A 10,995-nucleotide genomic window follows, 5' to 3' on the forward strand; every position below is an offset into this window, starting at 1 on the left:
CAAAATTACCAATAAAATCATGCCGCTTCTGGTTTTGTACTATTCGCGCCATGGTTCGACCCGCAAACTGGCCGAATTGATCGGCCATGGAATAGACTCTGTAACCGGTTGCGAAGCACGTTTGCGCACGGTGCCGGCAGTATCCACCGTGATCGAAGCCAGCGCCCCCGACATCCCGGCGGAAGGTGCGCCGTATGTCGAACTGGCGGATCTGCATGAATGCGCCGGCCTGGCGCTGGGCTCGCCAACCCGCTTCGGCAATATGGCCGCCGCCATGAAATATTTCTGGGACGGCACCAGCACTGAATGGCTGGCCGGCACCCTGGCCGGCAAACCGGCTTGCGTATTCACCTCCACCGGCAGCCTGCACGGCGGCCAGGAATCGACCCTGATGTCGATGATGACACCCTTATTGCACCACGGCATGCTGGTGATGGGCCTACCCTACACGCTGCCGGAATTAATGACAACCGCCAGCGGCGGCACCCCGTACGGCGCCAGCCACTGGTCCGGCATGAACGGCACCCATCCGATTTCCGCCGAAAGCCGCACCCTGGCGATTGCCCAAGGCCGGCGCCTGGCAGAAACCGCCTTGAAGTTGAATGCCAAACTCAACACTGCAAACTGAAACCAGGCAGCACGTCGACCCACCCGCTGCCACATGCTGCACGCCAGCCGCGCTTCTTCTATTTCGGCGCAGTCGGCAGCCTGCTGGCCCTGATCGCACTAGGCCTGGCATGGGAACTACTGCTGGCGCCGCTACGCCCAGGCGGCTCCTGGATGGTATTAAAAGTAGTGCCGCTACTATTCCCGCTACGCGGCGTATTAAAGCGCGACGTCTACACCATGCAATGGGCCTCGATGCTGATCCTGATCTACTTCACCGAAGGCATAGTCCGCGCCACCAGCGACAGCAACCTGCTATCCAGCCGGCTCGGCTGGCTGGAAGTCGCCCTCAGCACCATCTTTTTCCTATGCACTATCTTTTACCTGCGGCCTTACAAAAAAGCGGCCAAGGAAGTAGCCAAGCAGGCAATCAAGAAGGCGTCGCAATAGTACGAAATTAACAGGTGAAGTTGCGGTTGTTTTTGACGTTGCTGTTGCAGTTGACCTGAATTCCGCATTGAGACGTTGCCAAATGTGGCGACTGCCATTCGGATAAAGAGGGAAGACATGTTTGAGCCGCAGGCGAGTTGGTCTTTCCTCCCGAATGGCAGTTGACACATTTGGGGACCTGACCGAAGGGAAGGCAACGGCTTTGCGGTCGCCTTTTCTTTGCTTACTTTCTTTTGGCGAAGCAAAAGAAAGTGAGTAGCTGCCGGGCTACCCCCGGCGTGTATCTACGGAGTAGAAAACGTTTTAGTTACACTCTAACCGCTGATCGAACACCAGCGCACGTACTCCGTAGTCCGTTAAATGGGGTCAGAGTAATTTTCGCAAAAGACCGCGAAAAAAAACTCCGACCCCATTTAACTCTTTCGCCGAAATTACGAGATGAAAAACACTGAATTTCTGGATGCTTGCCGCAGCGCTATTGGCGCTGCCCACGTACTCACCGACGAAGCCGACAAGGCCGCATATCTGACCGACCAACGCCAACGCTACACCGGCCAGGCACTGGCAATCGTCAAACCCGCCGACACCGCCGAAGTCGCAGCCATAGTAAAACTCTGCGCCAAGTTCCAGATCCCCATCGTCCCCCAAGGCGGCAACACCGGCCTGGTACTAGGCAGCGTCCCCGACCAAAGCGGCCAAGCAATCGTACTCTCCCTCAAACGCCTGAACCGCATCCGCGCCGTCGACCCGCTCAACCACACAATCACCGTAGAAGCCGGCTGCATCCTGCAACACATCCAGGAAGCCGCCGCCGCCCAACAACGCCTGCTGCCCCTGTCACTGGCAGCCGAAGGCAGCTGCACCATAGGCGGCAACCTGTCGACCAACGCCGGCGGCACCGCCGTCCTCCGCTACGGCAACACCCGCGAACTCTGCCTGGGCCTGGAAGTAGTGACAGCCCAAGGCGAAATCCTGCACGGACTGCGCGGACTACGCAAAGACAACACCGGCTACGACCTGCGCGACCTGTTCATCGGCGCCGAAGGCACGCTAGGCATCATCACGGCCGCCGTGCTGAAAATATTCCCGCAGCCCAAAGCCCAACTGACCGCACTGGCGGCAATCCAAACGCCAGCCGCCGCGCTAGACCTGCTGAGCCTGGCGCAAGAGCGCTGCGGCGCCACCCTGACCGGCTTCGAACTGATGTCAGATCTGTGCCTGCAACTGGTCGCCAAACATTTCCCGCAACTGCCATTCCCGTTTAACCAGCGCCATCCGCACTATGTATTGCTGGAACTGTCCGACAGCGAATCCGCAGAGCACGCCAACAGCCTGCTGGAAGCCGTGATCGGCGCCGCACTCGAACAGGACATCTGCCAGGACGCCGTGCTCGCCAGCTCCACCGCACAGTCGCGCGCGCTGTGGCAGCTGCGCGAAAGCATCTCCTCGGCGCAAGCCAAGGAAGGCAAGAATATCAAGCACGACATCTCGCTGCCGATTTCCCGCATCGCCGAATTCATCAACGTCACCGACGCCCTGCTGCAAGAACATTTCCCCGGTTGCCGCAATGTCACTTTCGGCCACCTGGGAGACGGCAACCTGCACTACAACGTCTCGCCGCCCACCGGCTCTTCCGCCGAGCAATTCATAGAAAAGCAAGCCGACATCAATCGCCTGGTGCACGACAGCGTCGACCGCATGGACGGCTCGATCTCGGCCGAACACGGGCTGGGCGCACTCAAGCGCGAAGAAATCCTGCGCTACAAATCGCCGGTGGAAATGGCGCTGATGAAAACCATCAAACGGGCGCTCGATCCTTTGAATCTGATGAATCCGGGCAAAGTCATCTGACTCGAAAAACAGCTGCCCATGCCGTCAATGTTGCCGCATTACAATTACAATCTGTTACACCAACCTTGTATGCGCCTGTCGCCGGCAAGACGTTAATCGAAGGTGTAAGCAGACAAATTGCAGAAGGCGGACCATGTCAACCAGACCTCGTTTACTATCGATCGCGTTGCTGCTAGCTTGCTTGGCTGCGCTCAACGCCAATGCGCAGACCGAGCAAGCGCCGCTGAACGATTCTGAAAAAGCGCTGCACGTGCTCAACCGGCTGGCCTATGGCCCGCGTCCCGGCGATGTCGATGCGCTCAGGCACATCGGCGTCAAACGCTATATCGAGCAGCAATTGAATCCCGAGAGCCTGCCGATGCCGGCCGAGCTGACCGACAAACTATCCGCCTTGCCGACTTACCAACTAAACGCAACCCAGCTTTACCAGCAATACGGCCCGCCCTCCTTCCCCCCTAATACCGCCACTCCCGAAGAAAAGAATATGGCGCGCCAGCGCGCCAACAAGGACATCACGCCGCAAACGCATTTTTCCCGCTTATGGCTGGCCACTGAAAGTCCGCGCCAATTGCAGGAAGTGATGACCGAATTCTGGTTCAACCATTTCAACGTCTTCGAAGGCAAGGAATGGGTGCGCTACTGGGACGGCGAATATGAAAAAGACGTGCTGCGGCCCAACGCACTGGGCAACTTCCGCCAGTTGCTGGGTGCGGTTGCCCATCATCCTGCGATGCTGTACTACCTCGACAACTGGCTCAGCAGCGGCGTCAACACGCCGGAAGCCAAGGGCCGCTTCAAAGGGCTCAACGAAAACTACGGCCGTGAATTGCTGGAACTGCATACCATGGGCGTCGACAGCGGATACACCCAGGCCGACGTGATTTCCCTGGCGCGCATCCTGACCGGCTGGACCATCGACGAAAAGGGCATGAAAGACGGTCAGCCGGCTTTCACCTTCAACCCGCGCCGCCACGATGGCGGCGACAAATTATTCCTCGGCCAGACCATCAAGGGCAGCGGCTACCAGGAAGGCGAGCAGGCGCTCGACATCCTGGCGCGCCATCCGGCCACTGCGCATTTCATTGCCGCCAAGCTGGTCCAGTATTTCGTTTCCGACCAGCCCGAACCGGCCTTGACCGAGAAGCTGGCGCGCCGTTTCCTGAGCAGCAATGGCGACATCAAGGCGGTCCTGCATGCACTGTTCGACAGCCCCGAATTCTGGGCCCGCAGCAATTATCAAACCAAGTTCAAGACGCCATATCAATACGTGGTGTCCTCGCTGCGTGCGACGGCGACGCCGGTGCTCAATGTCAAGCCGATCGACGGCGTCCTGAATCAGCTCGGGCAACCGCTATATGGCTGGCTGACGCCGGAAGGTTATAAATTTTCCGAAGAAGCCTGGCTCAATCCGGACGCCCTGCTCCGCCGCATCAATTTCGTCAACGGCCTGAGCAACGGCAAATCGCCGATAGCACGCGCTGAAACCCCGCCGCCGGCAGCCGCAGCCGCGATGGCAGCAGGATCGGCGCCAGCCACTCCCGCGCCCAATACCGCCACCGCCGTCGCTGTCGATCCGCAGCAACTGATGCAAACCCTGAGTCCGATGCTGACGCCGCACAGTCTCAGCACCGTCAGCGCCGCGCCCGCCAATCTGCAGGTCGGCCTGATACTCGGCAGCCCGGATTTCATGAAAAGATAGCCCATTGGAGCCATGCTATGAACCGTCGTGATTTCATCCGCCATCTGGGTTTGAGCACCACTGGCGCGATCCTGATTCCGGTCGGCTTGTCCGGCTGCGTTGTGGCTCCTGCAAGCAAGCCGCAGGCAAAAGCCAAAGCTCCTCCGGTCGCCGCGGCCGTCGTCAGCGACAGCCCGTTATCGTATGGCAGCCCGCTGCAGCGCGCCCACGCCGCAGGCGACGGCACGCCGCGCATGATCGTGGTGTTTCTGCGCGGCGCGGTAGACGGCTTGAACGTGGTGGTGCCGCATGGCGATCACAATTACTACAAGGCGCGGCCGGGGATTGCTGTATCCCGCCCCGGCACCCAGAACGGCGCGATCGACCTGACCGGCTACTTCGGCCTGCATCCGGCGCTGCAGGCATTGCAACCGTATTGGGACGGCGGTCAGTTGGCTTTCGTTCACGCCTCCGGATCGCCCGACATGTCGCGCTCGCATTTCGAAGCGCAGGATTACATGGAAACCGGCACTCCGGGCCAGCACAATACCCGCGACGGCTGGATGAATCGCATGTTGGGCGTTATGCCACCGTCCTCATCGCCGATGCAAGCCCTGACCCTGGGCGAATCGGTACCGCGCATCCTGACCGGCAGAGCGGTGGTCGCCAACATGCCGACCGGCCGCGACGCTACCCGGCCAACCCTGATCGACCGGCCTGAAGTCAACCAGGTTTATGCTGCGCTGTATGCGCAAGACGCGGCCCTTGGCAAAAGCTATCGCGACGGCATTTCGGCGCGCAAGGAATTGATGGCCGACGCCAGCAGCAGCGAGCAAAAGGCGGCCAACAACGGTGCGCCCCTGCCGAACGGCTTATCGATCGATACCGCCCGCCTGGGCCGTCTGATGCGCAGCAATCCAGACATCCGGCTCGGCTTTATCGCCGTCGGCGGCTGGGATACCCATACCAACCAGGGCAACGGCAACGGCCAACTAGCCAACCGCCTGCGGCCGCTGGCCGACGGCCTGACCACCCTGGCGCGTGAGTTGGGGCCGGCCTTTAACGATACGGTGATTGTGGTCATGTCGGAATTCGGCCGCACCTTCCGCGAAAACGGCAACGGCGGCACCGATCACGGCCACGGCAACGCCATGTGGCTGCTAGGCGGCAATGTGCGCGGCCGCAGTATCTACGGCCAATGGCCGGGCATCGACGACAAGTCTCTCAACGAAGGACGCGACCTTGCGATCACTACCGACTTCCGTGCGGTGCTGGCGACGCTGGCGGAAAAACATATGCGGATCGGCGACCCGGCCATGCAAAAGCTGTTTCCGCAATATGCCGCAGGCAACGCTCACGCCTTGAATTTCCTGGTGTAGATGGCGTGAGGCTAGCGCACCAGGCTCTTGATCTCGGCCAGCTGGCGGCGCGAAATCGGCAGCCGATGATCGATGTCGCGCAAGATGACTTGCCAGATTTCCTGCGGCTTCTCGCCATCGCCGTCGCTATGCGGCAGATGCATCACGCGTTCGACGCCGCTGATGGCGTGGCGCGCCACCAGCGCGTTGCGATGCACGCGCACAAAGTACGCCGCCAGCTCTTCTTCAATCGAGACCAGCGAATCTTCGATCAGGTATTCCCTGGTCTTGGTGCGCAGCGTGACGTATTTCAGTTCCGCCTTCAGATACAGCACTTCGCTCATCGGCACCAGCAGCATGCGGCCGCGCTCCTGCACCGCGAAATGCTGGCGCGGCCGGGCTGTGGCCGATCCTGCTGCCGGCGCCGCCTGCACTTGCTGCCGCACCCGGCTGGCGCGGGCGATGGCTTGCGCCAGCCGGGTAGCGCGCACCGGCTTGACCAGGTAATCGAAAGCCTGGACGTCGAATGCGCTTAAAGCGTAGTCGTCATAGGCGGTCACGAAAATGATCAGGGGCGGTTCGGTGCTCCCAGCATTGTTAAGCAACTGTTCAGCCAATTGCAAACCGCTCATGCCAGGCATTTGCACATCCAGCAAAACCAGATCCGGTGCGGTGGCGGCAATCCCTTCCAGCGCAGCTTGCGCATGGCCGGCTTCGCCCACCAGGTAATGCGGGCACTCGGCCACGATATCGGACAGCAGCGTGCTCAATCTGGCGCGTGCCGGCGCTTCATCATCGACGATAAATATACGGGGGATCATGGAAATAAGATGTTGTTGATTTTTTATCTGCTGCTCTGCGGCTTGGCCAGGGCCGCTTTGACATACGGAAAAACGGCGCGCACTTCAAACTGGCCGAGCCTGGTGGCGGTGGTCAATTGCGCTTCGACATCGTACAGCAGCGCCAGCCGCTCGCGAATATTCTCCAGCGCCATCTGATTCCCTTCCGGCAGCGCGGCCACGCCCTTGCCGCTATACGGATTGTAAGGATTGGTGATGACGATTTCAATCCGCTCCAGCGAATGGCTGAGCTGGATCCGGATCAAGGCCGGTTCGGTGCTGGGTTCGACCCCGTAATGGACGGCGTTTTCTATCAGCGGTTGCAGCAGCAGGGTCGGAATCTGCGCCCGGAAAATCACCTCGTCGCTGATGCCGGCGCGCTCCCATTGCACTTTCAAACGCTCGCCAAGGCGTATTTTTTCTATCGACAGATATTGCCGGCACAGGCGGATTTCTTTCTCCAGCGTGGTCATGGCGCGGCCGTCGCGCATCAGAACCCGGATCAGATCCGCCAGATCTTCCAGCGCCGCTTCGGCCCGGCGCGGCTCGGTGCGGATCAGCGACAGCACGGCGTTCAGGCTGTTGAACAGGAAGTGCGGCCGGATTCGCGCCTGCAAGGCTTGCAGCCTGGCTTCCACCAGCACCGGCGAAAAAGCCCGAGCGCGCAACTCGAAATAGTGTTGCAGCGCGGCGCCGAACAGCGCCGCCACCAATGCGGCAAGCAGCGTGCCGCCGGTGGCGCCGAGATGAGAAAAGCCGTTGAGAAACCAGTCGAAGCCGGACAATAACCTGATCACCGCAAGCGTCACCAGCGACGGCGCCAGCGCGCAAAGCACGCGCTGTGCAACCAATGGCAGCTGGCGGGCAGTCCGATGCAGGCCGCACAATATCGCCAGCGAGAGGAAACAAGCCGGTTCGATCAGCATGGCCGATTCGACAAAACCGTTAATCGCCGCCATCAAGCTGTCGCTGCGTAACAGAATCGCCACCAGCACCACCAGATTCACCGCAATCAGGGTTCGAAACACCACGCCCAGGTTACAGCCGTCGGGAATCACAACGGCACTGGGCTGTTGCGCTAGCGCAGTGTCGGCGATCTGATCGGATGGTGTCGGGGCGGGCATTAGTTGGCGTAAGTACAATTAAGAGTGAGTAAGACTGGGCTTTAAGAGGCGGTGATTTATAATCGCATAATTCATTGCTATCCCTAACGCACGATTCAAAGCCCAATTATGACAGCACAACTCTCCAAAAAAGGCGAAGCCTGGTCGGCTCGTTTTTCCGAACCGGTCTCCGATCTGGTCAAACGCTACACCGCCTCGGTCTTTTTCGACAAGCGCCTGGCCGCAGTCGATATCCAGGGCTCGCTGGCCCATGCCGAGATGCTGGCATATCAAAAAATCATCAGCGCTGAAGATTACACGGCGATCCAGCAAGGCATGAGCCAGATCCAAAGCGAAATCGCCGGCGGCAAATTCGAATGGCTGCTGGATCTGGAAGACGTCCATCTGAACATCGAAAAACGCCTGACCGAGCTGGTCGGCGACGCCGGCAAACGGCTACATACCGGCCGCTCGCGCAACGATCAGGTCGCAACAGACATCCGCCTCTATCTGCGCGGCGCCATCGACGACATCAGCGGCTTGCTGCGCGAACTGCGCCTGGCGCTGCTGGATCTGGCGGAGCAACACGCCGACACCATCCTGCCCGGCTTCACCCACATGCAAGTCGCGCAGCCGATCACTTTCGGCCATCACGTCTTGGCGTATGTGGAGATGTTCGGCCGCGACGCCGAACGCATGCAGGATTGCCGCAAGCGCGTCAACCGCCTGCCGCTGGGCGCCGCCGCCCTGGCCGGCACCACCTTCCCGATTGACCGCCAGCGCGTGGCGACCACCCTCGGCTTCGACGACGTCTGCCGCAACTCGCTGGATGCGGTTTCGGACCGTGACTTCGCGATTGAATTCTGCGCCGCCGCCGCGCTGGTGATGACCCACATCTCGCGCATGTCGGAAGAACTGGTGATCTGGATGAGCCCACGGATCGGCTTCATCGACATCGCCGACCGTTTCTGCACCGGCTCCTCGATCATGCCGCAAAAGAAAAACCCCGACGTACCGGAACTGGCGCGCGGCAAGACCGGCCGCGTCAACGGCCACCTGATTGCCCTGCTGACCCTGATGAAAGGCCAGCCGCTGGCCTACAACAAGGACAACCAGGAAGACAAGGAACCCCTGTTCGACACCGTCGATACCCTCACCGATACGCTGCGCATCTTCGCCGACATGGCGCGCGGCATCACGGTCAAGCCGGAAGCGATGCGCGCCGCCGCCCTGCAAGGCTACGCCACCGCGACCGATCTGGCCGACTACCTGGTCAAGAAAGGCCTGCCTTTCCGCGACGCCCACGAAGCCGTGGCGCGTGCGGTGCGCAGTTGCGTCGACCAGGGCTGCGACCTGAGCGACTTGTCGCTGGACCAGCTGCGCGCATTCTCGCCCTTGATCGACGACGACATTTTCCAGGTGCTGACGCTCGAAGGTTCGGTGGCGGCCCGCGATCATATCGGCGGCACCGCACCGCGCCAGGTGCGGCTGGCGATCCAGCATCTGCGGCAGCAACTGGCCTGAGTCAAATACTGAATCAAGCGCTCATTCAAACGTTAACTTGTACTAGCTCATCACTTGACCTGACAGTGCCTGTCAGGTCAAGTCTAGTTCGGCCCGCCATGCAACTAGCTGAAACCGGCCAGCCGCATCTCAATTTCCCGCACTCAGAATAATGGCCAATCTGAAAGCTGTATCAATTTCCCGTGATTCGGACGTCGCCGATACTTCCGTCCGTCGCCGTTCCCTGATTGCAGCCTGCGGCGCCCACGCAGTACATGACGGCCTGACCGACCTCATCTATGTGCTGTTGCCTATCTGGCAAGCGCAATTTTCCATCAGTTACGCGCTAGTGGGACTGTTACGCGGATCCTATTCCGGCATGATGGCCGGCTTCCAACTGCTGGCCAGTCGGCTGGCAAAACGCTGGGGGCGAGAACGCATGCTGGTGGGAGGAACGGCATTGGCCGGCATCGCATACCTGATTGCTGGTCAGGCCGGAGGCCTCCCGGTACTGCTGATTGCGCTGTTGCTGGGTGGTTTGGGAGCCAGTCCTCAGCACCCGCTGGCGTCCTCGATGGTGACCGATACGCATGAGGCAGGTGGTGGGGTCAAGGAAGCGCTGGCACAGTACAACTTTGCCGGCGACATCGGCAAGACGCTGATACCCGGGCTGGTGGGCTTATTGCTGGTGGTCGTGAGCTGGCAGACCAGCGTCACGCTGATGGGCCTGCTCGGCCTGGCCGCGGCCGGTCTGCTGTGGTGGCTTATTCCGGCACGGAACGAACAGGCATCCAACAAGGGGAAAGCCGCCAAGGCAATAACCGGAACTGGTTCGGCTAGCGGGCTACGTGCGCTGCTGCTGACCGGCACCCTGGACAGCGCAGTGCGGATGGGGTTTCTCACCTTCCTGCCATTCTTATTGAAAAGCAAAGGCGCCGGTACAGCAGGTATCGGTTTCGCGCTGTCGCTCTTGTTTGTTGGCGGCGCGTTCGGCAAATTGTTTTGCGGCTATCTGGGGGCGCGCATCGGCATGATGAAAACGGTGTGGATAACGGAGTCCGCCACATCCCTATTGATCTTGCTAGCGGTGTGGTTACCGCTTTTCGGAATGATGGCGATGTTGCCGCTACTGGGACTTGCTTTGAACGGGACGTCTTCGGTACTGTACGGCGTGGTACCGGAATTGGCCAGCGCAGGCAAACGCGAGCAAGCTTTCGCGCTGTTCTATACCTGCACCATAGGTGGCGGGGCGCTGTCACCCGTGTTGTTTGGCCGACTGGGCGACGTCGCCGGAGTCTCCGCTGCGTTGATAACCTTGGCGGCGATCCTGCTGTTCACATTGCCATTGTCGTGGCGGGTACAGAAAGAGGTGGGCGGTTGATTGCTGCGCATTCCCAGTCGCAGGATATCGTTTCGATAAATTGCGACTTCGATCGGCTGAAATCGGCCCAGACTGTGTAAAAACGCGACGCTCCTTGGGTAATGCCGTTCAGTTAAGACTGAACGGCATTTTTGTTTTTAAGTGTTGTAAACGCAATTGGAGGCTGTTAACCTGCGTCCATGCTTGATGACGCGATCCATTTTATGGCTGAAGCTCAGGAGGCACC

9 protein-coding genes are annotated in these 10,995 nt (G+C 60.1%); 7 read left to right on the plus strand and 2 right to left on the minus strand.

What is annotated here, in order from left to right; all coding sequences use genetic code 11:
* Positions 1-19: 19 nt before the first annotated feature.
* From wrbA to KHU33_RS24070, 5 genes are all read left to right on the plus strand, one after another.
* Positions 20-628 (plus strand): NAD(P)H:quinone oxidoreductase, encoded by a 609-nt coding sequence (wrbA, locus tag KHU33_RS24050; RefSeq protein WP_211467713.1) that lies wholly within the window; start codon positions 20-22, stop codon positions 626-628.
* Positions 629-654: 26 nt separating this feature from the next.
* Positions 655-1,056, plus strand: coding sequence for a DUF2069 domain-containing protein (locus KHU33_RS24055; protein ID WP_211467715.1), 402 nt, complete (start codon positions 655-657; stop codon positions 1,054-1,056).
* A gap of 438 nt (positions 1,057-1,494) precedes the next feature.
* A complete protein-coding gene (locus KHU33_RS24060) occupies positions 1,495-2,907 on the plus strand; it encodes an FAD-binding oxidoreductase (protein ID WP_211467699.1) in 1,413 nt (470 codons plus the stop codon).
* A gap of 133 nt (positions 2,908-3,040) precedes the next feature.
* On the plus strand, positions 3,041-4,606 hold the full coding sequence (locus KHU33_RS24065; RefSeq protein ID WP_211467701.1) for a DUF1800 domain-containing protein: 1,566 nt from the start codon (positions 3,041-3,043) through the stop codon (positions 4,604-4,606).
* 17 nt (positions 4,607-4,623) lie between these two features.
* A complete protein-coding gene (locus KHU33_RS24070; RefSeq protein ID WP_211467703.1) occupies positions 4,624-5,964 on the plus strand; it encodes a DUF1501 domain-containing protein in 1,341 nt (446 codons plus the stop codon).
* Between the two features lie 11 nt (positions 5,965-5,975).
* On the opposite strand, the gene KHU33_RS24075 is transcribed toward KHU33_RS24070, so the two are convergent.
* Together KHU33_RS24075 and KHU33_RS24080 are read right to left on the minus strand one after the other, a co-directional pair.
* Positions 5,976-6,764, minus strand: coding sequence for a LytR/AlgR family response regulator transcription factor (locus KHU33_RS24075; protein ID WP_211467705.1), 789 nt, complete (start codon positions 6,762-6,764; stop codon positions 5,976-5,978).
* Between the two features lie 23 nt (positions 6,765-6,787).
* On the minus strand, positions 6,788-7,906 hold the full coding sequence (locus KHU33_RS24080; protein WP_211467707.1) for a sensor histidine kinase: 1,119 nt from the start codon (positions 7,904-7,906) through the stop codon (positions 6,788-6,790).
* A gap of 108 nt (positions 7,907-8,014) precedes the next feature.
* Here KHU33_RS24080 and argH point away from each other — a divergent pair, with 108 nt between their 5' ends.
* Together argH and KHU33_RS24090 are read left to right on the plus strand one after the other, a co-directional pair.
* Positions 8,015-9,409 carry an argininosuccinate lyase gene (gene argH / locus KHU33_RS24085; protein WP_211467709.1) on the plus strand — a complete coding sequence of 465 codons (1,395 nt, stop codon included), beginning with the start codon at positions 8,015-8,017 and terminating at the stop codon, positions 9,407-9,409.
* A gap of 151 nt (positions 9,410-9,560) precedes the next feature.
* On the plus strand, positions 9,561-10,769 hold the full coding sequence (locus KHU33_RS24090) for an MFS transporter (RefSeq protein WP_211467711.1): 1,209 nt from the start codon (positions 9,561-9,563) through the stop codon (positions 10,767-10,769).
* Positions 10,770-10,995: the final 226 nt, after the last annotated feature.

It is taken from the genome of Collimonas silvisoli (assembly GCF_018305005.1).
Taxonomy (GTDB): Bacteria; Pseudomonadota; Gammaproteobacteria; order Burkholderiales; family Burkholderiaceae_D; genus Collimonas; species Collimonas silvisoli.

Excerpts from the sequence above, each read along its gene's own strand:
- argH (WP_211467709.1), top strand. The coding sequence starts at position 8,015 with ATGACAGCACAACTCTCCAAAAAAGGCGAAGCCTGGTCGGCTCGTTTT.
- KHU33_RS24060 (WP_211467699.1), top strand. The coding sequence starts at position 1,495 with ATGAAAAACACTGAATTTCTGGATGCTTGCCGCAGCGCTATTGGCGCT.
- KHU33_RS24070 (WP_211467703.1), top strand. The coding sequence starts at position 4,624 with ATGAACCGTCGTGATTTCATCCGCCATCTGGGTTTGAGCACCACTGGC.
- KHU33_RS24075 (WP_211467705.1), bottom strand. The coding sequence starts at position 6,764 with ATGATCCCCCGTATATTTATCGTCGATGATGAAGCGCCGGCACGCGCC.
- KHU33_RS24080 (WP_211467707.1), bottom strand. The coding sequence starts at position 7,906 with ATGCCCGCCCCGACACCATCCGATCAGATCGCCGACACTGCGCTAGCG.
- KHU33_RS24065 (WP_211467701.1), top strand. The coding sequence starts at position 3,041 with ATGTCAACCAGACCTCGTTTACTATCGATCGCGTTGCTGCTAGCTTGC.
- wrbA (WP_211467713.1), top strand. The coding sequence starts at position 20 with ATGCCGCTTCTGGTTTTGTACTATTCGCGCCATGGTTCGACCCGCAAA.
- KHU33_RS24090 (WP_211467711.1), top strand. The coding sequence starts at position 9,561 with ATGGCCAATCTGAAAGCTGTATCAATTTCCCGTGATTCGGACGTCGCC.